Source organism: Peribacillus simplex, from assembly GCF_030123325.1.
In the GTDB taxonomy this organism is placed as follows: domain Bacteria; phylum Bacillota; class Bacilli; order Bacillales; family DSM-1321; genus Peribacillus; species Peribacillus simplex_D.
Genome location: NZ_CP126106.1, coordinates 71731 through 97500 on the forward strand (window position 1 = coordinate 71731; position 25770 = coordinate 97500).

At 44.3% G+C, this 25770-nt stretch carries 18 protein-coding genes, 11 tRNA genes and 4 rRNA genes (1 of these 33 only partly in view); 31 read left to right on the forward strand and 2 right to left on the reverse strand.

All coding sequences use genetic code 11. From position 1 onward, the window contains the following. Nucleotides 1-12: 12 nt before the first annotated feature. Together QNH43_RS00375 and QNH43_RS00380 are read left to right on the forward strand one after the other, a co-directional pair. Complete coding sequence (locus QNH43_RS00375) at nt 13-399, forward strand: FtsB family cell division protein (protein WP_076372966.1); 387 nt, start codon at nt 13-15, stop codon at nt 397-399. Between the two features lie 81 nt (nt 400-480). Next, nucleotides 481-936, forward strand: coding sequence for a S1 domain-containing RNA-binding protein (locus QNH43_RS00380; RefSeq protein WP_214794723.1), 456 nt, complete (start codon nt 481-483; stop codon nt 934-936). Nucleotides 937-1100: 164 nt separating this feature from the next. On the opposite strand, the gene QNH43_RS00385 is transcribed toward QNH43_RS00380, so the two are convergent. Further along, a tRNA-Glu gene (locus QNH43_RS00385) sits at nt 1101-1172 on the reverse strand. Nucleotides 1173-1192: 20 nt separating this feature from the next. After that, nucleotides 1193-1266, reverse strand: a tRNA-Met gene (locus tag QNH43_RS00390). Nucleotides 1267-1593: 327 nt separating this feature from the next. On the opposite strand from QNH43_RS00390, the gene spoIIE reads away from it, so the two are divergent. The 29 genes from spoIIE to QNH43_RS00535 all read left to right on the forward strand — a co-directional run. Next, a complete protein-coding gene (spoIIE, locus tag QNH43_RS00395) occupies nt 1594-4068 on the forward strand; it encodes a stage II sporulation protein E (protein WP_076372968.1) in 2475 nt (824 codons plus the stop codon). A gap of 189 nt (nt 4069-4257) precedes the next feature. Continuing rightward, nucleotides 4258-4995, forward strand: coding sequence for a VWA domain-containing protein (locus QNH43_RS00400; protein WP_063235926.1), 738 nt, complete (start codon nt 4258-4260; stop codon nt 4993-4995). Further along, a complete protein-coding gene (locus QNH43_RS00405) occupies nt 4961-5959 on the forward strand; it encodes a protein kinase domain-containing protein (RefSeq protein WP_349654796.1) in 999 nt (332 codons plus the stop codon). The genes QNH43_RS00400 and QNH43_RS00405 overlap by 35 nt, the downstream gene beginning before the upstream one ends. Nucleotides 5960-6052: 93 nt before the next feature. Then, nucleotides 6053-7447: a tRNA lysidine(34) synthetase TilS gene (gene tilS, locus QNH43_RS00410; RefSeq protein ID WP_283916474.1), complete on the forward strand. Its 1395-nt coding sequence runs from the start codon at nt 6053-6055 to the stop codon at nt 7445-7447. A gap of 32 nt (nt 7448-7479) precedes the next feature. Then, entirely contained in the window at nt 7480-8019 is a 540-nt protein-coding gene (gene hpt / locus QNH43_RS00415) for a hypoxanthine phosphoribosyltransferase (RefSeq protein WP_137018539.1), read from the forward strand. A gap of 117 nt (nt 8020-8136) precedes the next feature. Next, nucleotides 8137-10197, forward strand: coding sequence for an ATP-dependent zinc metalloprotease FtsH (gene ftsH / locus QNH43_RS00420; protein ID WP_283916475.1), 2061 nt, complete (start codon nt 8137-8139; stop codon nt 10195-10197). 168 nt (nt 10198-10365) lie between these two features. Next, entirely contained in the window at nt 10366-11145 is a 780-nt protein-coding gene (locus QNH43_RS00425; RefSeq protein WP_076372972.1) for a type III pantothenate kinase, read from the forward strand. Nucleotides 11146-11171: 26 nt separating this feature from the next. Continuing rightward, nucleotides 11172-12053, forward strand: a complete 882-nt coding sequence (gene hslO / locus QNH43_RS00430) for an Hsp33 family molecular chaperone HslO (protein ID WP_283916476.1) — start codon at nt 11172-11174, stop codon at nt 12051-12053. An 18-nt stretch (nt 12054-12071) separates the two neighbouring features. Then, the gene (locus QNH43_RS00435; protein ID WP_076372976.1) at nt 12072-12968 is read left to right on the forward strand and encodes a peptidyl-prolyl cis-trans isomerase; all 897 of its coding nucleotides are present in this window, start codon (nt 12072-12074) and stop codon (nt 12966-12968) included. Nucleotides 12969-13098: 130 nt separating this feature from the next. Beyond that, the gene (cysK, locus tag QNH43_RS00440) at nt 13099-14025 is read left to right on the forward strand and encodes a cysteine synthase A (RefSeq protein WP_076372979.1); all 927 of its coding nucleotides are present in this window, start codon (nt 13099-13101) and stop codon (nt 14023-14025) included. Between the two features lie 163 nt (nt 14026-14188). After that, nucleotides 14189-15025: a dihydropteroate synthase gene (folP, locus tag QNH43_RS00445; protein WP_283916477.1), complete on the forward strand. Its 837-nt coding sequence runs from the start codon at nt 14189-14191 to the stop codon at nt 15023-15025. A gap of 1 nt (nt 15026) precedes the next feature. After that, nucleotides 15027-15386, forward strand: coding sequence for a dihydroneopterin aldolase (gene folB / locus QNH43_RS00450; protein ID WP_283916478.1), 360 nt, complete (start codon nt 15027-15029; stop codon nt 15384-15386). Between the two features lie 2 nt (nt 15387-15388). Then, nucleotides 15389-15916: a 2-amino-4-hydroxy-6-hydroxymethyldihydropteridine diphosphokinase gene (gene folK / locus QNH43_RS00455; RefSeq protein ID WP_283916479.1), complete on the forward strand. Its 528-nt coding sequence runs from the start codon at nt 15389-15391 to the stop codon at nt 15914-15916. Continuing rightward, complete coding sequence (locus tag QNH43_RS00460; protein ID WP_283916480.1) at nt 15868-16080, forward strand: helix-turn-helix domain-containing protein; 213 nt, start codon at nt 15868-15870, stop codon at nt 16078-16080. The genes folK and QNH43_RS00460 overlap by 49 nt, the downstream gene beginning before the upstream one ends. A 23-nt stretch (nt 16081-16103) precedes the next feature. Continuing rightward, nucleotides 16104-17102, forward strand: a complete 999-nt coding sequence (gene dusB, locus QNH43_RS00465; RefSeq protein ID WP_076372989.1) for a tRNA dihydrouridine synthase DusB — start codon at nt 16104-16106, stop codon at nt 17100-17102. A 188-nt stretch (nt 17103-17290) separates the two neighbouring features. Beyond that, complete coding sequence (lysS, locus tag QNH43_RS00470) at nt 17291-18790, forward strand: lysine--tRNA ligase (RefSeq protein ID WP_214794772.1); 1500 nt, start codon at nt 17291-17293, stop codon at nt 18788-18790. A gap of 420 nt (nt 18791-19210) precedes the next feature. Next, nucleotides 19211-20761: ribosomal RNA gene (locus QNH43_RS00475) — 16S ribosomal RNA — on the forward strand. A 177-nt stretch (nt 20762-20938) separates the two neighbouring features. Continuing rightward, nucleotides 20939-23870, forward strand: a 23S ribosomal RNA gene (locus QNH43_RS00480). A gap of 64 nt (nt 23871-23934) precedes the next feature. Then, nucleotides 23935-24050 (forward strand): 5S ribosomal RNA (gene rrf / locus QNH43_RS00485). A gap of 10 nt (nt 24051-24060) precedes the next feature. After that, nucleotides 24061-24136: transfer RNA gene (locus tag QNH43_RS00490), tRNA-Val, on the forward strand. An 11-nt stretch (nt 24137-24147) separates the two neighbouring features. After that, nucleotides 24148-24223: transfer RNA gene (locus QNH43_RS00495), tRNA-Thr, on the forward strand. 42 nt (nt 24224-24265) lie between these two features. After that, a tRNA-Lys gene (locus QNH43_RS00500) sits at nt 24266-24341 on the forward strand. 9 nt (nt 24342-24350) lie between these two features. After that, nucleotides 24351-24432, forward strand: a tRNA-Leu gene (locus QNH43_RS00505). A 5-nt stretch (nt 24433-24437) separates the two neighbouring features. Next, a tRNA-Gly gene (locus QNH43_RS00510) sits at nt 24438-24512 on the forward strand. Nucleotides 24513-24524: 12 nt separating this feature from the next. Beyond that, nucleotides 24525-24613 (forward strand) — tRNA-Leu (locus QNH43_RS00515). Between the two features lie 15 nt (nt 24614-24628). Continuing rightward, nucleotides 24629-24705 (forward strand) — tRNA-Arg (locus tag QNH43_RS00520). 9 nt (nt 24706-24714) lie between these two features. After that, nucleotides 24715-24791, forward strand: a tRNA-Pro gene (locus tag QNH43_RS00525). A gap of 12 nt (nt 24792-24803) precedes the next feature. After that, nucleotides 24804-24879 (forward strand) — tRNA-Ala (locus QNH43_RS00530). Nucleotides 24880-25036: 157 nt separating this feature from the next. Continuing rightward, nucleotides 25037-25770: ribosomal RNA gene (locus QNH43_RS00535) — 16S ribosomal RNA — on the forward strand (it continues 817 nt past the right edge of the window). Together the 16S, 23S and 5S rRNA genes with 9 tRNA genes alongside form the textbook arrangement of a ribosomal RNA operon.

Below are 25770 nucleotides of genomic sequence, written 5' to 3' on the forward strand. Positions count from 1 at the left end.
GAGCGATAAAAAATGAGTAGCCTGCGTAAAAGGAAAGTGGCAAAAATGGAAAATCCCTACGTCGCTCAACAAGAGAAAAAAGTACAAACCGTAGAAAAAAAGAAGCGTGGTCTAATGCGTAGATTAACTCTTTACTCAGTTTTCGCCGCTGTCTTTTTGATTTTTGCCGTTTCCACCCTCATAACGCAAAATGTTGCACTGGATGAGAAAGTTAAACAAAAGGAAGAATTGAAGGGAAAGTTAGCTGAATTGAAAAAAGACGAGACCCTTCTTAAAGAAGAAATCGTAAAGCTTAATGATGACGACTATATAGCGAAAATAGCCAGACGGGATTATTTCTTATCTGAAAAAGGTGAAATCATTTTTACCCTTCCAAAAGGGAAGGAAGATAGTGACTAATATTGACACTGTTTTTTTACTTTCGTTATAATATAGTATGAAGAGATTTTTTTAACATTTCTAAGGAGGAACATTTTTTTTATGTCAATCGAAGTAGGCAGCAAGTTACAAGGTAAAGTAACAGGCATAACTAATTTTGGTGCATTTGTAGAGCTACCTCAAGGTTCAACCGGTCTTGTCCATATCAGTGAAGTAGCTGATAACTATGTCAAGGATATCAATGATCATTTAAAAGTGGGCGATACAGTTGAGGTGAAAGTCATCAACGTTAAAGATGGCAAGATTGGCTTGTCCATAAAAAAAGCGATAGACCGTCCTGAAGGTGAGCAAAAACCTGCATACACACCACGTCCGCGCCAAGGAAGAGGGAATGACAGCCGTTCCAAAGACTTCCGCTCGAAAGGTAATGGTTTCCAACCTAAAGAAAACTTTGAGCAAAAAATGGCTAAATTCTTAAAAGATAGCGAAGACCGCTTAACGACCCTTAAACGTAGCACCGAAACGAAACGGGGAGGTCGAGGAGGAAGACGCGGATAAAACTGCTGCTGAAAATAATAGTTTAGCAACTTTTCCTGTGAAATTATTCATAGTGTAGATAAAGGCAAGCTTGCTGGCTTGTCTTCTTTTAATGATCAACGACATTAAAAAAGCGCCTCTGAACACTTACCGATATAAGTGTTCAGAGGCGCTTTGATATAGGATGACCCGTACGGGATTCGAACCCGTGTTACCGCCGTGAAAGGGCGGTGTCTTAACCGCTTGACCAACGGGCCATGATTTTCAAGAAAAAAGATAGCGGCAGAGGGGATCGAACCCCCGACCTCACGGGTATGAACCGTACGCTCTAGCCAGCTGAGCTACGCCGCCATATTGGTAAGTGCTACTGAAGCACAAGTTATATCTTACAGTCGTGAAGAAAAAATGTCAACAAAAAAAATAAAGTTTGTCGGTTTCCATTTCCTGATCATTTATTCGTGTTATTTTCCGCAAAAATAACCTAAAAACTTTGCTTTTCTTCAAAAAAAAAAGAACACCTGTTTCTGTATTGAAAAAAAAGGTACAAAAACCTGTATACAAATGATTGTTCAAGAAGAATTTCGTCGAACGTTTTTCTTATCCGCTTATAAAATTTTGACAAAAAAATAGACAAGCCCTCTATATAATAAAAACCACTAATACGAATGGGGTGTTGAAATGGAAAAAGTAGAAAGACCTATGATGGAACCTCTTGGAGATGTTCAATTGAAAGAAGCGAAGGCAGGGGCCATCAATTGGATCCATCAACTGCAAATGAAGTCGGAAGACATATTCATAAAAAAAGGTATCTCTTTAGCAATTATCGGTTTTTTATTAGGACGGGCTTTGATTCTTTCGCAGCTTGCACCATTTGGACTTCCGTTTTTCGCAGCTGTTTTTCTCATGAGACGTGATAGGGCACCACTGGCTTTATTCGGATTGATTGCAGGTGGTCTGACCGTTCACTATTCGAACAGTTTAGTCATCTTTGCATCGGCGTTCCTGCTCCTGTTATTTCATAAGATCAAGAAGCCCGCCGTTGAAGGACAATTCAAGACAATGTCGATGTACGTCTTTGCTTCACTATTCCTGGTCAACCTGGCCGAGCAATATCTGGTATTTCGAACGATTCAGCTATACGACTTGATGATGATAGGGGTAGAGGCGGGACTCGCAATGATCTTAACCTTAATCTTCATACAATCCATCCCGATGCTGACCATTCGGACAAAGTCCCAATCATTAAAGACGGAGGAAATCGTCAGCATCATCATCCTGCTGGCTTCGGTGATGACCGGAACCATCGGCTGGATGATATACGATTTATCACTCGACCATATATTCTCGCGATACCTGGTCCTCCTCTTCGGGCTGGCGGGAGGGGCCGCCATAGGCTCCACTGTAGGTGTAGTTACTGGATTGATATTCAGCTTGGCAAGTATTGCAAGTCTTTATCAAATGAGCCTTCTCGCATTCTCAGGGCTTCTGGGAGGTTTGTTGAAGGAGGGAAGGAAGATAGGGGTTGCCGCAGGACTCCTTATTGCTACATTACTGATAGGTTTATATGGTGAGGGCACCAATAATATTATGGTGACCCTTTATGAATCAATTATAGCTGTGGCCCTATTTATATTGACACCGTCATCCATAATCAACAAAATAGCGAAACATATACCGGGAACAGTCGAGAATTCCGATGAACAGCAGCAGTATGCCCGAAAAGTGAGGGATGTCACCGCTCAAAGGGTGGAGCAATTCTCACATGTATTTGAGGCGCTCTCAAATAGCTTTTCTCAAGTGGATGAAAGGGGGAGATTGGAGGAAGATGAGAAAGAATTCGACTACTTCTTAAGTAATGTAACGGAAAAGACGTGCCAGCTCTGTTTTAAGAAGGAACAATGCTGGTCCAAAAACTTTAATACAACCTATGACGGCATGCAGGAAATTATGCTTCAATTAAGTGAAAATAATGGTCAGCTCCCCCAAAAAACTTCGAAAGAATGGGGAAAATATTGTAGCCGCGGGCCTCAGGTCATTGGGGCGATAGCACAGGAACTTACTTATTTTGAAGCTAACCAAAAATTAAAAAGGCAGGTGAAGGAAAGTCGGAAACTAGTGGCGGATCAACTGCGGGGCGTTTCGGCAGTAATGGATGATTTTGCGAAAGAAATTCAAAGGGAAAGGAAGAATCATCATGTACATGAAGAGTCCATTTTGGAAGCCATCCAGGATTTTGGCCTGCACATAGGTCATGTTGAAATATACAGTCTAGAACAAGGAAATGTTGATATAGAGATGAGTGTCCCATACTGCCAGGGCAGAGGGGAATGTGAAAAGTTGATTGCACCTATGCTTTCTGACATTTTAGGGGAAACGATAGTCGTTCATTCAGAAGAGTGTGCAACATATCCAAACGGGCAATGTGAGGTGATATTTAGGTCAGCAAAAAAATTCACGGTCGAAACGGGTGTGGCTCATGCTGCCAAGGGGGGAGGGCTTGTATCGGGAGATAGTTATACGACCATGGAAATTGGCTGCGGCAAATTTGCGATAGCCATCAGTGATGGAATGGGAAATGGGGAAAGGGCCCATTTTGAAAGTACAGAGACATTGAAGCTGCTACAAAAATTTTTACAATCGGGAATAGAAGAAAAAATAGCCATTAAATCCGTAAACTCCGTTTTATCTCTACGCACTACCGATGAAATATTTTCGACTCTTGATTTGGCAATGATTGATCTTCAGGACGCAAGGGCTAAGTTTTTAAAAATCTGTTCGATACCGAGTTTCATTAAAAGGGGGGATAGGATAATAAAAATTGAATCAAGTAACCTTCCTATGGGAATCATCCAGGATTTCGATGTTGATGTTGTATCAGAAGAGCTGAAGGCAGGGGACATATTAATCATGATGAGCGATGGAGTATTCGATGGTCCCTCACATGTCGAAAATATCGAGTTCTGGCTCAAACGAAAAATCAAGGAAATGGAAACGGACGATCCGCAGGAAATCTCTGATTTAATATTGGAAGAGGTCATCCGAACTAAAGGGATCATAGATGATGACATGACAGTGGTTACATCGAAAATTAAGCATAACACACCGAAATGGGCATCCATTCCCGTTTCTCCAAAACGTAAAAAGGCCCAGTAGGGGCCGTTTATATAAATAAAATAAATAAAACCAAAATGAGGTGGAGAAATGGCAGACGGATAAAAGGTAAAGGGTTGAACTCTTTTCAATCACTTCACTCCATGATGACTTGATGCGATGCCTTTGGCGTATAATTTCCCCCTTTTTAGTCAATTATGGTAACAAATTGATAGGAAGGGAGAGCAAAACATGAAAGCAGGAACATTAAGACAGATTTTGCTTATAACCGACGGATGTTCAAATCATGGTGAGGAACCATCTGCCATGGCTGAATTAGCAAGGGAGCAAGGCATAACCATCAATGTCATAGGTGTCATGGAAAATGATGTGATAGATGAAAAGGGACTTAAGGAAATTGAGAAGATTGCTGGTTCTGGAGGTGGCGTAAGTCAAATAGTCTATGCTCAGCAGTTGTCCCAAACCGTCCAAATGGTGACCCAAAAGGCAATGACCCAAACTATACAGGGAGTTATCAATCGTGAACTTCAACAAATACTTGGAGATTCAAAAACGATGGAGGATCTTCCGCCGGATAAACGAGGAGAAGTGATGGAGGTGGTCGATGAGCTTGGGGAAACAAGCAAGCTCGAAGTACTGATTCTTGTTGATACAAGTGCAAGTATGAAACATAAGCTGCCTACAGTAAAAGATTCCTTATTAGATCTTTCCCTTAGTATGAATGCAAGGATGGGTGACAGCCGTTTTTCCGTATTCGTATTTCCTGGGAAAAGAAATGATGTTGAAAAGTTGCTGGATTGGACCCCGAACCTTGAAGCCTTGACGGCAACTTTTCCTAAGCTTAGTACAGGGGGACTCACTCCGACAGGTCCAGCCATTCGTGAAGCTTTGACATATTTCAATAAAAAACGTTCATTGAGGGGATTGTTATCACATGATGATGAACAATACTTTGAGGAATCAATGTAAACTCCTGCCTGGCAGTTTGGTCACTGGAAAATGGAATAAAAATCAGTACAAAATAATTAAGGAATTGGGGTGTGGAGCGAACGGGATCGTCTATTTGGTTGAAAGCGGAAATCGTCATTATGCTTTAAAGCTCAGTGATAATGGGACGTCTATTATTTCGGAGATGAATATCCTAAAATCCTTTTCAAAGGTCCAGGGGTCTACCCTTGGACCTTCCTTTTTGGAAGCGGATGATTTCATGAAAACAGGAAAGCAGCTCCCTTTTTATGTCATGGAATATATCCACGGACACGATTTTTTGCGTTTTATCGATAAAAAAGGGTCATCGTGGATTGGAGTCTTAATGCTTCAGCTTTTAACAAGCTTGTCTGCCTTGCATACCAATGGCTGGGTGTTCGGGGATTTAAAACCTGAGAATTTGATCGTGACTTCACCAGCCTATAAGGTACGGTGCGTGGATGTAGGCGGAACCACCTTAATCGGGAGATCTGTTAAAGAATTCACTGAGTTTTTTGACAGGGGTTACTGGGGACTTGGATCAAGAAGGGCCGATCCGCAATATGACTTGTTCGCTGTGGCGATGATTATAATAAATTCAGCCTATCCTGGACGTTTCCACAAGAAAGGGGAGGGGTATAGACAGCTTAACGACCTGATTAAGCAGAAAAAGGAATTGCACCCATATAGAAAGATGTTGGATAAAGCGCTCCGCGGGCAGTATGATTCAGCCCTTCAAATGCGGGAGGATCTGGTCACGGTTCTAAGTAAGCAAAATCATTCAAAGAAAAAGGGCCCGACTCAGGCAGCGATGGGTCAGCCACATACAATGCAACCTGCAACGAGACAGGCAAGAAGGTCCCAAAACCATTCAAAAAAGAAAAGTGGCGGTTTTTTTGAAACTTTTTTGCTGGTTGCCATCATATCGATGCTCTATGTTCTATACATATATGATCAGTTGTTATGATATAGTTATTAGGTGAATGCAATGGAATAGTTGAAACCATTTCATGATTGAATCGTATAAAACTAATGCCTGTCCATAAAGAAGGAAGATTGTATGTTAAAGGAAAAAGTTCTGAGCACCATTTATAGAAACGAATTGATTAAGGAACACTCGAAGTTGCTAATAGGCGTTTCCGGAGGACCGGACTCAATGGTGCTTCTCCATATCCTTAAGGAAATTCAACCTCTTTTTCATTACGAGATGATCGTTGCAAGTGTTGACCATATGTTTCGTGGTGAAGAATCCTATGAGGATTACAAATATGTCCAGCATATATGTGAACGGTGGGGCATTACATTCGAGGGAAGAAGGATCGATGTTCCTGCCCGGATGGAGCAGACGGGGGAAAGTTCACAAATTACGTCAAGAAAGTTGCGTTTTGCTTTTTATGAAGAAATGATGGATAAGCATCAAGCCTCCACGCTTGTCCTGGGGCATCATGGGGATGATCAAATAGAAACGATGCTCATGCGCTTAACAAGAGGGGCGACAGGTAAGGCAAGAGCGGGTATTCCCATAAAGAGACGGTTCCATACCGGAAATCTGATCAGGCCTTTTCTTGAGATCACGAAAAGCCAAATAATCGAATACGCGGGCCTTCATAATATTGAACCAAGGTTTGATCCGAGCAATGAAACGGATGTCTATGCAAGAAATCGTTTTAGACATGAAGTCCTTCCATTTTTAAAGAAAGAAAATAGAAAGGTTCATGAGCATTTTCAACGATTCAGTGAAGAGCTTTATGAAGATGAAGAGTTTTTTTTGAAAATGGTTTCAAGCAAAATGTCCGGGGTTTGGATCCGACAGGATAAAGATCAAGCGGTTATTCAGATTGATAAGGTTCTCGCGATGCCTAAACCTTTACAAAGAAGGGCGATTCAACTAATATTAAACTATCTTTATTTGGAGAGACCTTCATCGCTTTCGGCATTACATATTGACCAACTTTTAGTTTTGTTTTTGAATCCTCAACCATCTGCAGAATTGCATCTTCCGGAGGGCCTTATTGCGGAAAAATCATATCAAACTTGCACTTTTAGATTTTTTCGGCAAAAAAGCCTTAAATATTCCCTTAAATTACAAATTCCCGGTGAGACTATTCTTCCGAATGGATATAAGATTAAAGCGCACTATATAAAAGAAGAAATTCCGGTACTTAGAGGAAATCATTCTTTTATTCTTCCCGAATCAGCTGTTCAGTTTCCTCTTACAGTCCGAACCAGGAATGAAGGCGAACGGATGGCCGTCAAGGGATTGGGTGGAACTAAAAAGTTAAAGGATATTTTTATTAATGAAAAGATCCCGATGCTAGAAAGAAATGTGTGGCCGGTCATCATCGATCAAACGGGAACGGCCATTTGGCTACCTGGTTTAAAGAAATCGAATATTGAGCCGGATATAATTTCTGATGAAAAATCTTTAATCTACTTAGAATATAAAAAAGCTTAATTCTTCTTGGGGGGCAATTAATTACAATGACCATGCAAAACGACATTGAAAAGGTTTTAATAACAGAGGAAGAACTTCAAAAAAAAATCAGGGAATTGGGTGCGCAGCTTGAAGCTGATTACCAAGGTAAGTTCCCGTTGGCCATCGGAGTGCTGAAAGGCGCCATGCCATTTATGTCAGATCTACTGAAACGTGTGGATACACATCTTGAAATGGATTTTATGGATGTTTCAAGCTATGGTAACTCCACTGTATCTTCCGGTGAAGTGAAAATCATCAAAGATCTTGATACATCGGTTGAAGGCCGGGATATTTTAATCATCGAAGATATTATCGACAGCGGTTTGACTCTTAGCTATCTTGCGGAACTTTTCCGTTATCGAAAAGCAAAATCAATTAAAATCGTTACCTTATTGGATAAACCAACAGGCAGGAAAGCGGATATCACTCCGGATTATGCCGGGTTCATCGTTCCGGATGCATTTGTTGTCGGATATGGTCTTGATTTTGCCGAAAAGTATCGTAATCTCCCGTATATTGGCATATTGAAGCCTGAAATTTACTCGAATTAATCGTACCTGTTTGAAAGAGAAGACCAGATAAAAACAGCGGTGTTAAATTATTGTAATTCATTAATTTTGTATGATAGTATTTACTATAGTTTGTTTACCCGTGGGAGGAGGTAAGGGATGAATCGGATCTTCCGTAATACCATATTTTATTTACTGATCTTTTTGGTCATCATTGGGATTGTAAGCATTTTTAATAATAACAATGAACCAACGGAGAAAATGACCCAAGATGAATTCTATAAGCATTTGGAGAATGGGGATGTTACTGCACTGACGATGCAGCCCGAAAGCAGTGTATTTGAAATCACAGGAAAGCTCAAAGGTTATGAGGAAAACAAATTCTTTGTGACGTACGTGCCTTTCAGTGAATATTCTCAAAGTAGAATCAATGATGCCGTAACCAAGTTGGATAAGGACATCATCACTGTGGAACCTCCAGAAAAAACAAGTGGCTGGGTGACATTTTTCACTTCCATCATTCCATTTGTAATCATTTTTATCCTCTTCTTCTTTTTACTTAACCAAGCTCAGGGCGGCGGTGGTGGCCGCGTCATGAACTTCGGGAAAAGTAAGGCGAAATTGTATAATGATGATAAGAAAAAAGTGCGCTTCAATGATGTTGCCGGAGCGGACGAAGAAAAGCAGGAACTTGTCGAGGTTGTTGAATTCTTGAAAGATCCTCGCAAATTTGCCGAGCTTGGAGCCCGTATTCCTAAAGGGGTACTTTTAGTTGGACCTCCTGGTACAGGTAAAACTTTACTTGCACGAGCAGTGGCTGGTGAAGCCGGAACTCCTTTCTTCTCAATCAGTGGTTCTGATTTTGTTGAAATGTTTGTGGGTGTCGGTGCATCCCGTGTTCGTGACCTGTTTGAAAATGCTAAGAAGAATGCACCATGTATCATCTTTATCGATGAAATTGATGCAGTCGGACGTCAACGTGGCGCAGGTCTTGGTGGCGGTCACGATGAACGTGAACAGACATTGAACCAACTATTGGTTGAAATGGATGGTTTCGGTGGTAATGAAGGAATCATAATCATCGCCGCGACTAACCGTGCTGATGTATTGGATCCGGCATTATTGCGTCCAGGACGTTTTGACCGTCAAATAACGGTAGGCCGTCCTGATGTTAAGGGCCGTGAAGAAGTTCTGAAAGTGCATGCACGCAATAAACCTTTAGCAGAAACAGTCGATTTGAAAGCGATCGCTCAGCGTACTCCAGGATTTTCTGGTGCAGATCTTGAAAACTTACTGAATGAAGCGGCGCTAGTAGCTGCCCGTCAAGATAAGAAGAAGATCGACATGTCCGATTTGGATGAAGCTTCGGATCGCGTCATCGCTGGACCTGCCAAGAAAAACCGTGTCATTTCCAAAAAGGAAAGAAATATCGTGGCGTGGCATGAAGCAGGCCATACCATTATTGGATTGGTTCTGGATGATGCCGAGGTCGTTCATAAAGTTACGATCGTCCCTCGTGGTCAAGCTGGCGGTTATGCAGTTATGCTGCCGAAAGAAGATCGTTTCTTCATGACGGAACCTGAGCTTAAAGATAAAATCGTAGGGCTATTGGGTGGCCGTGTAGCCGAAGAAGTTACATTCGGAGAAGTGAGTACCGGTGCGCATAACGATTTCCAACGTGCAACGGGCATAGCCCGGAGCATGGTTATGGAATATGGCATGAGTAAACTCGGACCACTTCAATTCGGTAATTCACAAGGTCAGGTCTTCCTAGGCCGGGATTTCAACAATGATCAAAACTATTCGGATGCAATAGCATATGAAATTGATCTTGAAATTCAACGTATCATCAAGGAAGCTTACGAAAGATGTAAGACGATTCTTACTGAAAATCGTGAAAAACTTGATTTGGTTGCAAAAACCCTGCTTGAAGTGGAAACACTTGATGCTGAACAAATCAAAAGTTTATTCCATAATGGTAAATTGCCGGAACGTGATTATACAGCCCTTAATGGGAATTTAACCACTGATGAGAATGTCAAGGTTAACATCAATACGAAGAAGGAAGAAAAAGAGGCCTTATTAGATCCATTGGATAAGAGAGGACCTGAGGACCTTGAAATAACGGAGGAAGGATTGAATACCCCTCCAATCAAAGAAGGTGCTCCTCAAGATCAGCCGCTTTCCTTCCCGAACGAAGATGACAATAAAAAGTCTTAAGTTGACTGAATTCAAAAGGGTATTTCCGCCTCGGAAATACCCTTTTCTTAACTCTTGAATTAATTATGATGAATTTTCTGGGGAACCTTTCGAAAAGTGCGACTAATAGCGTGGTAAAATAACAGTGTGGTATGATGTTGGAGAATAATTTACCGGAGTGATGAAACGATGATTTTTGTATTGGATGTTGGGAATACGAATACTGTATTAGGCGTATACGATGAAGATATTTTAAAATATCATTGGCGAATTGAGACTAACCGTCACAAGACAGAAGATGAGTATGGAATGGTCATAAAGTCTTTGCTGCAACATGAAGATCTTTCGTTTGATCAATTTGATGGAATCATCATTTCTTCGGTAGTTCCGCCAATTATGTTTGCGCTTGAACGCATGTGCAAAAAATACTTTGGTATTAAACCGCTTATAGTTGGACCTGGAATAAAAACTGGCTTGAATATTAAATACGAAAATCCGCGTGAGGTGGGTGCGGACCGAATCGTGAATGCCGTTGCAGGCATTCAGGAATATGGAAGCCCTCTCATTATCGTGGACTTTGGCACGGCAACTACATATTGCTATATAAATGAGGATAAACAGTACATGGGCGGAGCCATTGCTCCAGGGATAAATATTTCTACTGAGGCACTTTATTCAAAGGCGGCCAAACTTCCAAGAATAGAAATCAGCCGGCCAGAAGGGATTATTGGGAAAAATACGGTGTCCGCCATGCAGTCTGGTATTTTGTATGGGTATGTTGGACAGGTAGAAGGAATCGTTAATCGAATTAAGGCGCAAAGTAATTTAGAACCAACGGTAATAGCAACGGGTGGATTGGCTACCTTAATTGCCAATGAGTCTACTGTGATTGACGTAGTGGAGCCATTTTTGACCTTGAAGGGGTTGCAGTTGATCTATAAACGTAATCGTGAGCAAGTGAAGAAGTAACAAAAAGCATGAAAGGAGCAAAATAAATGAAGGATTATCTAATAAAGGCATTAGGTTATGAAGGACAGGTTCGGGCATATGCTGTTTCAACAACAGACACGGTAGGTGAAGCCCAGCGGCGCCATTATACATGGCCTACTGCTTCAGCTGCCCTTGGACGGGCGATGACGGCAGGCGTTATGATGGGCGGAATGTTAAAAGGTGAAGAAAAGCTGACGATTAAAATCGAGGGCGGTGGACCGATTGGTTCCATCCTGGTCGACAGCAATGCAAAGGGGGAAGTCCGCGGATATGTGACTCACCCGCAAACCCACTTTGATTTGAATGAGCAAGGAAAGCTGGATGTAAGGAAAGCGGTGGGTACAGATGGATTGTTGACTGTTATCAAAGATATCGGTCTTCGTGATTACTTTTCAGGTCAGGTACCGCTTGTATCGGGAGAATTAGGTGAAGATTTCACTTATTACTTTGTTACTTCCGAACAGGTGCCTTCATCTGTGGGGGTTGGGGTCCTGGTGAATCCGGATAATTCAATCCTTGCAGCGGGTGGATTCATCATCCAGTTGATGCCTGGTACATCCGAAGATACGATTTCAAAAATCGAAAATCGACTAAGCACGATAACGCCTGTTTCTAAGATGATTCAAAGCGGCATGACTCCAGAAGAAATCCTAACCGAAATTTTAGGCGAGGGCAATGTGAATATACTAGAAAAAATGGATGTCCAATTCTCCTGTCAATGTTCTAGGGAAAGAATTGCAAATGCATTGATTAGCCTGGGGCAAGCTGAGATTAGGGATATCATTGAGACAGAGGGACAAGCGGAGGCACATTGTCATTTTTGTAATCAGACCTACCAATTCTCGAAGGAAGAACTCGAGGAACTAGAAGCGGAAGCCAAAAAATAATATACGGGGGATAAGGGTTTGCCAAAACAAAAGCTTCGGGCGATTATTGCTGCCCTTGCCTTGTTGAACCTATTGACTATCATTATCTTTGTCATAAAACCATTAATCATTTCAAAATCCGTCATCGGGGAAGAAACGGCCGCAAAGGTTGGATCCAAGGATATTTCCCGGGACGCATGGATTAATGAGCTTGAAAAAAGATATGGGGAAGATGTACTTGAGGAAATGGTCGATAAAGAGGTCGTGAAACAGGCAGCTGAAAAATACAAAGTGAAAATTTCGGATGAAGAGCTTGATCGGGAACTTAAAATGATGAAAACGATGTATGGGACTGCCGGTCAGAACCTTAATAAAAGTAACGATCAACTGAGGCAGGAAATTCAGTCGAGTCTCCTCCTCGAGAAGCTCCTCACCAAGGACGTTTCGGTCTCCGAAACGGCAATGCGGAATCATTATGATAATAATAAGGATATCTACAGAATCCCTACTGCTTTCCATATTTCCCATATTACCTCGTCTACAAAAAAGCAAGCGGATCAAATCGTACGTGAACTGAAGAAAGGAGTCTCCTTTGATGTCTTGGCGATGGAAAAGTCCCTTGATGAATTCACTGCCAATCAAGGAGGGGACATGGGTTATATATCGCAGGATAACGAGCAAGTCTCTAAGGAGTACATTACCGCTGCCGAGAAATTGAAGGTAAAAAAGTGGAGTGATCCGATTCAAACGGAAGAAGGCTGGGCCGTCATCTATCTGCATGAAAGAATAGAGGGCAAGCAGTATGAATATGAAGAAGTTAAAGACAAGATTCACCGTCAAATAGCTCTTGAACAGATTCAGGCACCGGTCTCAGGGAAAATTTTCTGGGACGAATTTGATGTAGAATGGTTTTATGGATCGAAAGAACAAAAGTAGGTCAATGGTTGTGTGAGAAAATTTAGAATATAGTATATAATCATTGACAATGAACCATAAAAACTGGTAACTTTAAATTTATAAAACCAATAAACATACTCGGTATTTGAAATGATAAGGAGTGGAGAAAATGGCACGTATAGCTAATTCTGTAATCGATCTAATTGGACAGACGCCTATTGTGAAGTTAAACAAGCTTCAAAATGAAAACAGTGCAGATATTTATCTGAAACTTGAGTATTTTAACCCAGGCAGTAGTGTAAAAGACCGTATCGCCCTTGCGATGATCGAAGCGGCAGAAAAAAATGGTACCCTTAAGCCAGGTGATACGATCATTGAACCTACAAGCGGAAATACTGGAATAGGACTTGCGATGGTAGCTGCGGCAAAGGGCTATAAATCAATTCTGGTTATGCCGGAGACGATGAGTTTGGAACGCCGTAACTTGCTTCGTGCTTATGGCGCAGAATTAGTCCTTACTCCCGGGCCTGAAGGAATGAAGGGTGCAATCGCAAAGGCGACGGAGCTGTCTAAAGAAAAAGGTTACTTCATTCCACAGCAATTCGAGAATGTAGCCAACCCTGAAGTTCATCGGAATACTACAGGACCTGAAATCGTTGAAGCCTTTGGTGATGAAGGTCTGGATGCATTCGTTGCCGGAATCGGTACTGGCGGAACCATAACGGGTGCTGGTGAAGTCCTGCGTGAAAAATACCCTGACATTAAGATTTACGCTGTTGAGCCTGCGGACTCTCCGGTATTATCGGGTGGAACTCCAGGACCTCATAAAATCCAAGGAATCGGTGCAGGCTTCGTCCCGAGTATCTTGAATACAGATCTCTATGACGAAATCATTCAAGTCAATACAGAGGAATCGTTTGATTATGCCCGCCGTGCAGCAAAAGAGGAAGGAATCCTCGGTGGAATTTCCTCTGGTGGAGCAATTGCAGCTGCCATTAAAGTGGCAGACAAACTGGGTAAAGGCAAAAAGGTACTTGCCATCATACCAAGTAATGGTGAACGCTACTTAAGTACGCCATTATATAACTTTGAGTAAGACAAGACGCTAAAGATTAGAAGCGAAGTTCCTTAGGGGCTTTGCTTTTCTTTTTGTAGTAAAGTCTGCAGAAGCGTTCCAAATCTTCATGGAACTTGCACTATGCCTATGTAAATGGGTAAACTCGTATATATAGATTTCTTTAGGTGAAGGAGAACGTTGGATGTCATTAGCTGGAGCGTCAAAAATAAAATGCGGTTCATTTGATTTGGATTACAGCAATAAAACCTTAATTATGGGGATTTTGAATGTTACGCCAGACTCCTTTTCGGATGGCGGGAAATATAATCGGATAGATGCCGCTTTGAAGCATGCCGAACGGATGGTCAACGACGGAGCGGATATATTGGATGTAGGCGGGGAGTCCACCCGTCCTAACTATGAGAGGATATCGGATGAAGAGGAAATAGAGAGGGTCGCCCCGATTATTGAAGCCATATCCCGTAATATTGAGGTACCAATATCGGTCGATACATATAAATCAAGAGTAGCCGAAGCGGCTGTTAAAGCAGGAGCACATATATTAAATGACATTTGGGGAGGTAAGGCCGATTCCTTGATGTCAAAAGTTGCTGCGGAATATAAGGTGCCGATTATCTTGATGCATAACAGGGATAATATGAGTTATGGACACTTTGTTCGGGATGTACTTCAAGATTTATTCGAAAGCATCATGTTGGTAAAGGATGCAGGAGTCAAGGATGAAAACATCATTCTCGATCCGGGAATTGGCTTTGCGAAAGACTTAAAGTTAAATTTGGAAATGATGAGGAATCTTGATAAGCTGGTATCATTAGGATATCCCGTACTGCTAGCCACATCAAGAAAGTCCATGATTGGACATGTTCTGGACCTGCCACCTGATGAGAGGATGGAAGGGACAGCCGCCACGGTCTGCCATGGTATTCAACAAGGCTGTCAAATGGTTCGTGTACATGATGTGAAGGAAATGGCACGGACTGCAAAGATGATGGATGCTCTATTAGGAAAAGGTGAATGAAATGGATAAGATATATGTGAATAAAATGGAGTTTTACGGTTATCATGGAGTTTTTCCGGAAGAAACGAAGCTTGGCCAGCGGTTTAAAGTGGATTTGATCGTCCAGACTGATTTAGCCAAGGCTGGGAAGAGTGACAACCTTGAAGACTCGATCAACTATGGTGAGTTATATGAATTGTGTAAAAGTGTTGTCGAGGGAGAACCTTTTAAGTTAGTGGAAGCTGTTGCTGAAAAAATTGCCTCTGAACTGCTTAATAAATATTCTTCCATCGAGACATGCACCGTGAAGGTCTATAAACCAGATCCTCCAATAGCAGGCCACTATGATTCGGTTGCCATAGAGATTGTAAGGGGTCGCTGATTGTGGTAAATGTTGCTTACCTTTCGATAGGGTCGAACTTAGGTGATCGCCTTGAAACTTTCCAAAGGGCTTTCCAATTATTGTCTGAAAATCCGCATATCAAGTTGGTTGCATGCTCTTCTTTATATGAAACGGACCCGGTGGGATTTGAAGCTCAGGACTGTTTTTTAAATGCTGTCCTTAAAGTGAAAACCGATTTAGAACCTGAAAAACTACTTCACGCTTGTATGAAAATCGAACAAGAATTAGGGAGAAAAAGGGAAATTCGGTGGGGTCCCCGTACTTTAGACCTTGACATTTTGTTATATAATCATGAAAATATTGAGACAGAGATTCTTTCAGTCCCGCACCCTCGTATGCACGAGAGGGCTTTTGTTATCGTGCCTTTAATGGAAGTGGACCCTGATATATCACTTCCGCAAATTCATGCACCTTTGAGCGACCTGCTTGAACAGATTTCGGATAAAGAAGGAGTTCGATTATGGAAGGTGAAAAATGGGGAAGGCGTATTCGCGCTTTTCGAAAGTTAAAGGGTTATACCCAGGAAGGGTTTGCGAAAGAAATAGGCGTTTCCGTTTCCTTGTTGGGAGAAGTCGAACGAGGGAACCGCAACCCTTCAGAGGCATTTTTACTGGAAGTGGCGGAAGTTCTTCATGTTTCCATTGAGGAGCTTCAGCCACCTGAGGATAAATGAAAGAATGTTATAGGAGGCACACCGTGTTAAAAATAGGCAATATAGAAATGAAGAATCCGGTAGTGCTAGCACCGATGGCGGGAGTCTGTAACTCGGCATTCCGCTTGACCGTCAAGGAATTTGGTGCTGGCCTTGTTTGTGCGGAGATGGTCAGTGACAAGGGAATCGTTTTACAAAATGCTAGAACGATGAATATGCTTTATATAGATGAAAGAGAAAAGCCGTTAAGTTTGCAAATCTTTGGCGGTGAAAAGAAATCTTTGGTCGAAGCAGCACAATTTGTAGATAAAAATACAAATGCTGACATCATTGATATCAATATGGGCTGCCCAGTCCCAAAAATCACGAAATGTGATGCGGGTGCGAAGTGGCTTCTCGATCCAAACAAAATTTATGAAATGGTTTCAGCGGTGGTTGATGCTGTTGAAAAGCCGGTAACGGTGAAAATGCGCATAGGCTGGGATGATGAGCACGTTTTTGCGATTCAAAATGCCCAGGCTGTTGAACGCGCAGGTGGTAAAGCTGTTTCCATGCATGGCAGAACACGAGTTCAAATGTATGAAGGAAAAGCTAACTGGGACATCATCCGTGAAGTGAAGAAATCAATTAATATTCCCCTTATCGGTAACGGTGATGTGGAAACTCCAGAGGATGCCGAAAGAATGCTGAAGGAAACGGGTGTTGATGGAGTCATGATCGGCCGTGCAGCTCTAGGTAACCCGTGGATGATTTACCGGACTGTAAAATATCTAGAAACCGGTCAACTGATGGATGAACCTTCTGTTCGTGAAAAGATGGACGTTTGCGTGCTTCATATGGATCGTCTAATTGCGTTGAAAAATGAAAATGTCGCTGTTCGTGAAATGCGTAAGCATGCTTCTTGGTATCTAAAAGGTGTTAAAGGGAATGCTAATGCTCGCAAAGGAATTAATGTTTGTGAAACAAGGGAAGATGTTGTTAGCCTTCTATATGGACTTGTTGATGATATAGAAGCGAAGCAACAAAATATCCAAATGGTCTGATGTTTGACATTACCTTCCTATTTTCCTATAATACGCTTATCTTAAACTGCCAGTAATCCTGGCAGTTTTTATATGTACATAATCAATGTTTTAAGATAAAAAGCTGTTGAATTCCTTTACTTTATGTAAGAATAAATATGTATGCAAAAGAATTTCTGATTAATTATATAATGCATTTATTAATAAAGATGGAGATGATTTTCGTGAGTCATGAAGAATTGAATGACCAACTGCAGGTAAGGCGCGATAAAATGCAGGCCATGATGGATAATGGACAAGACCCTTTCGGGAGCAGATTCGAGCGCACCCATAACACTCAGGAGATAGTCAGTGCTTATGGTGAATTAGAAAAAGAAGATCTTGAAGAAAAAGAAATTGAAGTTACGATCGCTGGCCGTGTCATGACGAAGCGTGGAAAAGGGAAAGCGGGATTTGCCCATATCCAGGATATTAGCGGTCAAATCCAAATCTACGTCCGTTTAGATAACATTGGTGAAGATTCTTACCAAATTTTCAACCAAACGGATCTTGGCGATATCGTAGGGGTAACTGGCGTCATTTTCAAAACGAAAGTCGGGGAACTTTCCATTAAAGCTAAAGAATATGTGTTCCTTGCTAAAGCGCTTCGCCCGTTGCCTGATAAATTTCATGGCCTAAAGGATGTTGAAGAGCGTTACCGGAAGCGTTATGTCGATTTAATCACAAATGAGGAAAGCAAAAACACATTGATCATGCGCAGTCGCATTGTACAAGCAATGAGACGGTATTTGGACGATCATGGATACCTGGAAGTGGAAACGCCTCTACTGCACTCTGTTGCTGGTGGAGCTGCAGCACGTCCTTTCCTTACTCACCATAATGCCCTGGATATGCCATTGAATTTAAGGATTGCCATCGAGCTTCATCTAAAACGCTTAATCGTCGGCGGATTGGAGAAAGTTTATGAAATTGGCCGTGTTTTCAGAAATGAAGGAGTATCCACAAGACACAATCCTGAATTCACATTGATCGAATTATACGAGGCATATGCGGATTACCAAGATATCATGAGTTTAACGGAAAACCTGATTGCCCATATCGCTCAAGAAGTTCTGGGCACGACTACCATCCAGTATGGCGAGTATGAGATAGAGTTAAAACCGGAATGGAAACGACTTCACATGGTTGATGCTGTAAAAGAATATACTGGTGTGGACTTCTGGACTCAAATGAGTAAAGAAGAAGCCCAGCAGCTTGCTAAAGAAAATGGGATTGAAGTTAAGGAATCCATGGAATTCGGGCATATCGTAAATGAATTTTTTGAACAGAAGGTTGAAGATAAGTTAATTCAACCTACATTCATCTATGGCCATCCAGTGGAAATCTCTCCTTTAGCAAAGAAAAATCCGGAAGATTCCCGTTTCACAGATCGTTTTGAGTTATTCATTGTGGGTAGGGAGCATGCAAATGCCTTCACGGAACTAAATGACCCTATTGATCAACGTCAACGCTTTGAAGCTCAATTGAAAGAACGGGAGCAAGGTAATGATGAGGCCCATGAAATGGATGAAGATTTCTTGGAGGCGTTAGAATATGGAATGCCGCCAACTGGCGGACTTGGAATTGGTGTTGACCGTTTGGTTATGCTATTGACCAATTCTCCGTCTATACGTGACGTCCTGTTATTCCCGTTGATGAGACATCGCTAATAGGCAAATTGAATATTGATTGCAGGCCGAATTCGGATGGCTGGGATCATTGGGCATAGCTCATGATCCTGGTATGTCCCATTCGGTTTTTGTTTTTTTATTATAATTTCATGCCTTTTAATAGAATGGATTCTAGGGCTTGAAAGAAAAACAACATTATCTCAAAAAAACTTTTAAAAAGGTATTGCGCAGTTAACGTAATGATGTTATATTTATATCTGTCGTTACGAACGAGTTGCAAACAGATTACAAACTTTTAAAAAGTTTTAAAAAAGTTGTTGACTCACAGTGATGAAAGTGTTATTATAAATAAGCTGTTCCGAAAGATATTGCTCTTTGAAAACTGAACAAAACAAAGCGCCAACGTTAAATTTTAAGTGAGCACACACTATCAAAAAGCAAATGAGCAAGTCAAACATTTCTTCGGAGAGTTTGATCCTGGCTCAGGACGAACGCTGGCGGCGTGCCTAATACATGCAAGTCGAGCGAATCGACGGGAGCTTGCTCCCTGAGATTAGCGGCGGACGGGTGAGTAACACGTGGGCAACCTGCCTATAAGACTGGGATAACTTCGGGAAACCGGAGCTAATACCGGATACGTTCTTTTCTCGCATGAGAGAAGATGGAAAGACGGTTTACGCTGTCACTTATAGATGGGCCCGCGGCGCATTAGCTAGTTGGTGAGGTAATGGCTCACCAAGGCGACGATGCGTAGCCGACCTGAGAGGGTGATCGGCCACACTGGGACTGAGACACGGCCCAGACTCCTACGGGAGGCAGCAGTAGGGAATCTTCCGCAATGGACGAAAGTCTGACGGAGCAACGCCGCGTGAACGAAGAAGGCCTTCGGGTCGTAAAGTTCTGTTGTTAGGGAAGAACAAGTACCAGAGTAACTGCTGGTACCTTGACGGTACCTAACCAGAAAGCCACGGCTAACTACGTGCCAGCAGCCGCGGTAATACGTAGGTGGCAAGCGTTGTCCGGAATTATTGGGCGTAAAGCGCGCGCAGGTGGTTCCTTAAGTCTGATGTGAAAGCCCACGGCTCAACCGTGGAGGGTCATTGGAAACTGGGGAACTTGAGTGCAGAAGAGGAAAGTGGAATTCCAAGTGTAGCGGTGAAATGCGTAGAGATTTGGAGGAACACCAGTGGCGAAGGCGACTTTCTGGTCTGTAACTGACACTGAGGCGCGAAAGCGTGGGGAGCAAACAGGATTAGATACCCTGGTAGTCCACGCCGTAAACGATGAGTGCTAAGTGTTAGAGGGTTTCCGCCCTTTAGTGCTGCAGCTAACGCATTAAGCACTCCGCCTGGGGAGTACGGCCGCAAGGCTGAAACTCAAAGGAATTGACGGGGGCCCGCACAAGCGGTGGAGCATGTGGTTTAATTCGAAGCAACGCGAAGAACCTTACCAGGTCTTGACATCCTCTGACAACCCTAGAGATAGGGCTTTCCCCTTCGGGGGACAGAGTGACAGGTGGTGCATGGTTGTCGTCAGCTCGTGTCGTGAGATGTTGGGTTAAGTCCCGCAACGAGCGCAACCCTTGATCTTAGTTGCCAGCATTCAGTTGGGCACTCTAAGGTGACTGCCGGTGACAAACCGGAGGAAGGTGGGGATGACGTCAAATCATCATGCCCCTTATGACCTGGGCTACACACGTGCTACAATGGATGGTACAAAGGGCTGCAAACCTGCGAAGGTAAGCGAATCCCATAAAGCCATTCTCAGTTCGGATTGCAGGCTGCAACTCGCCTGCATGAAGCCGGAATCGCTAGTAATCGCGGATCAGCATGCCGCGGTGAATACGTTCCCGGGCCTTGTACACACCGCCCGTCACACCACGAGAGTTTGTAACACCCGAAGTCGGTGAGGTAACCTTCATGGAGCCAGCCGCCTAAGGTGGGACAGATGATTGGGGTGAAGTCGTAACAAGGTAGCCGTATCGGAAGGTGCGGCTGGATCACCTCCTTTCTAAGGATAATTACGAGTGCGCTTTTGTTTTGTTCAGTTTTGAATGAGTAATTCATTCAAATAGGAAAGACAAGCATCACGATGTGATGGAATTCTTTCTGCTTTGTTCCTTGAAAACTAGATAATAGATAGAAGGCAATTAATTTTTTTCAAAGCATCTGTAAGATCTTTTTTAACGGTTAAGTTAGAAAGGGCGCACGGTGGATGCCTTGGCACTAGGAGCCGATGAAGGACGGGACTAACACCGATATGCTTCGGGGAGCTGTAAGTAAGCTTTGATCCGGAGATTTCCGAATGGGGAAACCCACTGTTCGTAATGGAACAGTATCTTTACCTGAATACATAGGGTACTGAAGGCAGACCCGGGGAACTGAAACATCTAAGTACCCGGAGGAAGAGAAAGCAAACGCGATTTCCTGAGTAGCGGCGAGCGAAACGGAATTAGCCCAAACCAAGAGGCTTGCCTCTTGGGGTTGTAGGACACTCAACATGGAGTTACAAAGGAACGGGGTAAACGAAGCGATCTGGAAAGGTCCGTCGAAGAAGGTAAAAACCCTGTAGTTGAAACTTCGTTCCCTCCTGAGTGGATCCTGAGTACGGCGGGACACGAGAAATCCCGTCGGAAGCAGGGAGGACCATCTCCCAAGGCTAAATACTCCCTAGTGACCGATAGTGAACCAGTACCGTGAGGGAAAGGTGAAAAGCACCCCGGAAGGGGAGTGAAATAGATCCTGAAACCGTGTGCCTACAAGTAGTCAAAGCCCGTTAATGGGTAATGGCGTGCCTTTTGTAGAATGAACCGGCGAGTTACGATTTCATGCGAGGTTAAGTTGATGAGACGGAGCCGCAGCGAAAGCGAGTCTGAATAGGGCGAATGAGTATGAGGTCGTAGACCCGAAACCAGGTGATCTACCCATGTCCAGGGTGAAGTTCAGGTAACACTGAATGGAGGCCCGAACCCACGCACGTTGAAAAGTGCGGGGATGAGGTGTGGGTAGCGGAGAAATTCCAATCGAACCTGGAGATAGCTGGTTCTCTCCGAAATAGCTTTAGGGCTAGCCTCAAGATGAGAGTATTGGAGGTAGAGCACTGATTGGACTAGGGGCCCCCAACGGGTTACCGAATTCAGTCAAACTCCGAATGCCAAATACTTATTCTTGGGAGTCAGACTGCGAGTGATAAGATCCGTAGTCGAAAGGGAAACAGCCCAGACCACCAGCTAAGGTCCCAAAGTATACGTTAAGTGGAAAAGGATGTGGAGTTGCTTAGACAACCAGGATGTTGGCTTAGAAGCAGCCACCATTTAAAGAGTGCGTAATAGCTCACTGGTCGAGTGACTCCGCGCCGAAAATGTACCGGGGCTAAACGTATCACCGAAGCTGTGGATTGACACCATTGGTGTCGATGGTAGGAGAGCGTTCTAAGGGCGTTGAAGTCAGACCGGAAGGACTGGTGGAGCGCTTAGAAGTGAGAATGCCGGTATGAGTAGCGAAAGAAGGGTGAGAATCCCTTCCACCGAATGCCTAAGGTTTCCTGAGGAAGGCTCGTCCGCTCAGGGTTAGTCGGGACCTAAGCCGAGGCCGAAAGGCGTAGGCGATGGACAACAGGTTGATATTCCTGTACCACCTATACATCGTTTGAACGATGGGGGGACGCAGAAGGATAGGGTAAGCGCGCTGTTGGATATGCGCGTCCAAGCAGTTAGGCCGGAAACGAGGCAAATCCCGTTTCCATTAAGGCGGAGCTGTGATGGCGAGGGAAATATAGTACCGAAGTTCCTGATTCCACGCTGCCAAGAAAAGCCTCTAGTGAGATGTAAGGTGCCCGTACCGCAAACCGACACAGGTAGGCGAGGAGAGAATCCTAAGGTGTGCGAGAGAACTCTCGTTAAGGAACTCGGCAAAATGACCCCGTAACTTCGGGAGAAGGGGTGCTTTTTAGGGTGAATAGCCCAGAAAAGCCGCAGTGAATAGGCCCAGGCGACTGTTTAGCAAAAACACAGGTCTCTGCGAAGCCGCAAGGCGAAGTATAGGGGCTGACACCTGCCCGGTGCTGGAAGGTTAAGGGGAGAGGTTAGCGCAAGCGAAGCTTTGAACCGAAGCCCCAGTAAACGGCGGCCGTAACTATAACGGTCCTAAGGTAGCGAAATTCCTTGTCGGGTAAGTTCCGACCCGCACGAAAGGTGTAACGATCTGGGCACTGTCTCAACGAGAGACTCGGTGAAATTATAGTACCTGTGAAGATGCAGGTTACCCGCGACAGGACGGAAAGACCCCGTGGAGCTTTACTGCAGCCTGATATTGAATTTTGGTACAGCTTGTACAGGATAGGTAGGAGCCTGAGAAGCCGGAGCGCCAGCTTCGGTGGAGGCGTTGGTGGGATACTACCCTGGCTGTATTGAAATTCTAACCCGCGCCCCTCATCGGGGTGGGAGACAGTGTCAGGTGGGCAGTTTGACTGGGGCGGTCGCCTCCTAAAGAGTAACGGAGGCGCCCAAAGGTTCCCTCAGAATGGTTGGAAATCATTCGTAGAGTGTAAAGGCACAAGGGAGCTTGACTGCGAGACCTACAAGTCGAGCAGGGACGAAAGTCGGGCTTAGTGATCCGGTGGTTCCGCATGGAAGGGCCATCGCTCAACGGATAAAAGCTACCCCGGGGATAACAGGCTTATCTCCCCCAAGAGTCCACATCGACGGGGAGGTTTGGCACCTCGATGTCGGCTCATCGCATCCTGGGGCTGTAGTCGGTCCCAAGGGTTGGGCTGTTCGCCCATTAAAGCGGTACGCGAGCTGGGTTCAGAACGTCGTGAGACAGTTCGGTCCCTATCCGTCGCGGGCGCAGGAAATTTGAGAGGAGCTGTCCTTAGTACGAGAGGACCGGGATGGACGCACCGCTGGTGTACCAGTTGTCTTGCCAAAGGCATAGCTGGGTAGCTACGTGCGGACGGGATAAGTGCTGAAAGCATCTAAGCATGAAGCCCCCCTCAAGATGAGATTTCCCATGGCGCAAGCTAGTAAGATCCCTGAAAGATGATCAGGTTGATAGGTCAGAGGTGGAAGCATGGTGACATGTGGAGCTGACTGATACTAATAGATCGAGGACTTAACCAACGCTTTTAAAAAAATGAAATACCTTCTTATTATCTAGTTTTGAAGGAACAACGTTCCTTACATGTTTGGTGGCGATAGCGAAGAGGTCACACCCGTTCCCATTCCGAACACGGCAGTTAAGCTCTTCAGCGCCGATGGTAGTTGGGGGTTTCCCCCTGTGAGAGTAGGACGCCGCCAAGCAGTTATATATGGAGGATTAGCTCAGCTGGGAGAGCATCTGCCTTACAAGCAGAGGGTCGGCGGTTCGATCCCGTCATCCTCCACCATTTTTACACTTGCCGGTGTAGCTCAACTGGTAGAGCAACTGACTTGTAATCAGTAGGTTGGGGGTTCAAGTCCTCTTGCCGGCACCATTTTCATACAAGCTTGATATAGCATATATAAATAGTTTATATGAGCCATTAGCTCAGTTGGTAGAGCATCTGACTTTTAATCAGAGGGTCGAAGGTTCGAATCCTTCATGGCTCACCATTTTATTATGCGGGTGTGGCGGAATTGGCAGACGCACCAGACTTAGGATCTGGCGCCGCAAGGCGTGGGGGTTCAAGTCCCTTCACCCGCATGTTCGCGGAAGTAGTTCAGTGGTAGAATACAACCTTGCCAAGGTTGGGGTCGCGGGTTCGAATCCCGTCTTCCGCTCCACTATTTATTTATGCCGGGGTGGCGGAACTGGCAGACGCACAGGACTTAAAATCCTGCGGTAGGTGACTACCGTACCGGTTCGATTCCGGTCCTCGGCACCATCTTCATCTTAATATGCGCCCGTAGCTCAATTGGATAGAGCATCTGACTACGAATCAGAAGGTTGTAGGTTCGACTCCCGCCGGGCGCACCATATTTTTATCGGGAAGTAGCTCAGCTTGGTAGAGCACTTGGTTTGGGACCAAGGGGTCGCAGGTTCGAATCCTGTCTTCCCGACCATGATTTTTTTTTGGGGCCTTAGCTCAGCTGGGAGAGCGCCTGCCTTGCACGCAGGAGGTCAGCGGTTCGATCCCGCTAGGCTCCACCAAAAAAACTTGACAAGCCCTTTTGGCTTTGATATGATATGAAAGTTGATTCTTTACGAAGAGTCAAATTGCTCTTTGAAAACTGAACAAAACAAAGCGCCAACGTTAAATTTTAAGTGAGCACACACTATCAAAAAGCAAATGAGCAAGTCAAACATTTCTTCGGAGAGTTTGATCCTGGCTCAGGACGAACGCTGGCGGCGTGCCTAATACATGCAAGTCGAGCGAATCGACGGGAGCTTGCTCCCTGAGATTAGCGGCGGACGGGTGAGTAACACGTGGGCAACCTGCCTATAAGACTGGGATAACTTCGGGAAACCGGAGCTAATACCGGATACGTTCTTTTCTCGCATGAGAGAAGATGGAAAGACGGTTTACGCTGTCACTTATAGATGGGCCCGCGGCGCATTAGCTAGTTGGTGAGGTAATGGCTCACCAAGGCGACGATGCGTAGCCGACCTGAGAGGGTGATCGGCCACACTGGGACTGAGACACGGCCCAGACTCCTACGGGAGGCAGCAGTAGGGAATCTTCCGCAATGGACGAAAGTCTGACGGAGCAACGCCGCGTGAACGAAGAAGGCCTTCGGGTCGTAAAGTTCTGTTGTTAGGGAAGAACAAGTACCAGAGTAACTGCTGGTACCTTGACGGTACCTAACCAGAAAGCCACGGCTAACTACGTGCCAGCAGCCGCGGTAATACGTAGGTGGCAAGCGTTGTCCGGAATTATTGGGCGTAAAGCGCGCGCAGGTGGTTCCTTAAGTCTGATGTGAAAGCCCACGGCTCAACCGTGGAGGGTCATTGGAAACTGGGGAACTTGAGTGCAGAAGAGGAAAGTGGAATTCCAAGTGTAGCGGTGAAATGCGTAGAGATTTGGAGGAACACCAGTGGCGA

Coding starts and splice junctions, on each gene's coding strand:
- QNH43_RS00375 (WP_076372966.1), top strand. CDS start 13: ATGAGTAGCCTGCGTAAAAGGAAAGTGGCAAAAATGGAAAATCCCTAC.
- QNH43_RS00380 (WP_214794723.1), top strand. CDS start 481: ATGTCAATCGAAGTAGGCAGCAAGTTACAAGGTAAAGTAACAGGCATA.
- spoIIE (WP_076372968.1), top strand. CDS start 1,594: ATGGAAAAAGTAGAAAGACCTATGATGGAACCTCTTGGAGATGTTCAA.
- QNH43_RS00400 (WP_063235926.1), top strand. CDS start 4,258: ATGAAAGCAGGAACATTAAGACAGATTTTGCTTATAACCGACGGATGT.
- QNH43_RS00405 (WP_349654796.1), top strand. CDS start 4,961: ATGATGATGAACAATACTTTGAGGAATCAATGTAAACTCCTGCCTGGC.
- tilS (WP_283916474.1), top strand. CDS start 6,053: ATGTTAAAGGAAAAAGTTCTGAGCACCATTTATAGAAACGAATTGATT.
- hpt (WP_137018539.1), top strand. CDS start 7,480: ATGCAAAACGACATTGAAAAGGTTTTAATAACAGAGGAAGAACTTCAA.
- ftsH (WP_283916475.1), top strand. CDS start 8,137: ATGAATCGGATCTTCCGTAATACCATATTTTATTTACTGATCTTTTTG.
- QNH43_RS00425 (WP_076372972.1), top strand. CDS start 10,366: ATGATTTTTGTATTGGATGTTGGGAATACGAATACTGTATTAGGCGTA.
- hslO (WP_283916476.1), top strand. CDS start 11,172: ATGAAGGATTATCTAATAAAGGCATTAGGTTATGAAGGACAGGTTCGG.
- cysK (WP_076372979.1), top strand. CDS start 13,099: ATGGCACGTATAGCTAATTCTGTAATCGATCTAATTGGACAGACGCCT.
- folP (WP_283916477.1), top strand. CDS start 14,189: ATGTCATTAGCTGGAGCGTCAAAAATAAAATGCGGTTCATTTGATTTG.
- folB (WP_283916478.1), top strand. CDS start 15,027: ATGGATAAGATATATGTGAATAAAATGGAGTTTTACGGTTATCATGGA.
- QNH43_RS00460 (WP_283916480.1), top strand. CDS start 15,868: ATGGAAGGTGAAAAATGGGGAAGGCGTATTCGCGCTTTTCGAAAGTTA.
- lysS (WP_214794772.1), top strand. CDS start 17,291: ATGGAGATGATTTTCGTGAGTCATGAAGAATTGAATGACCAACTGCAG.